The following is a 508-nucleotide window of genomic DNA, read 5'->3' as shown; positions in this document are numbered from 1 at the left end:
GCCGGTCCAGCAGGTGGGCCAGCAGGCTGTGCCCGCCCGCCCGGAGCAGCGGCTTGTCCCCGCCGCCCATGCGGGTGGCCAGGCCGCCGGCCAGAATCACCACGGCAAAGCGCATTGTTTTCGTCCTCGACCCGTTTGGGGAGCGTACGACGCCGCCTGCCCCGATACTTGTCATCATAGGGGATTGGGGGCACCTGTACGCGATATTCAGCGGCGCGTCATCGGCGCCGGACCACAGGAACGAGGATGCCGCCGCGCATGCACGCACCCGCCATCATGGGGATTATTGGACGCAGCGGCGCGGGCAAGACCACGCTGATCGAACGGCTGCTGACGGTGCTGGGACGGCGCGGGGTGCGGGTTTCGACCATCAAGCACGCGCATCACGGATTCGATATCGACCGGCCCGGGAAGGATTCCTGGCGCCACCGGGCGGCGGGCGCGCGCGAGGTGCTGGTGGCGTCCGGCACGCGCTGGGCGCTGCTGCACGAGGCGCCTGACGGGGAAG

The 508-nt window shown here is 69.9% G+C and carries 2 protein-coding genes; one reads left to right on the top strand and one right to left on the bottom strand.

Annotated features, from left to right (window positions below):
* Positions 1-115: NTP transferase domain-containing protein (locus HUK84_RS23600; RefSeq protein WP_176642096.1), on the bottom strand; the 115-nt coding region annotated here is incomplete at its 3' end.
* 143 nt (positions 116-258) lie between these two features.
* Between HUK84_RS23600 and mobB the strand changes: the two genes are divergently transcribed.
* The coding region (mobB, locus tag HUK84_RS22700) for a molybdopterin-guanine dinucleotide biosynthesis protein B (protein ID WP_176642095.1) at positions 259-508 on the top strand (250 nt) is incomplete at its 3' end.

The sequence above is a fragment of the Nguyenibacter vanlangensis genome, assembly GCF_013376155.1.
Lineage (GTDB): Bacteria > Pseudomonadota > Alphaproteobacteria > Acetobacterales > Acetobacteraceae > Gluconacetobacter > Gluconacetobacter vanlangensis.
This window is presented reverse-complemented; position numbering and strand designations above follow the sequence as displayed.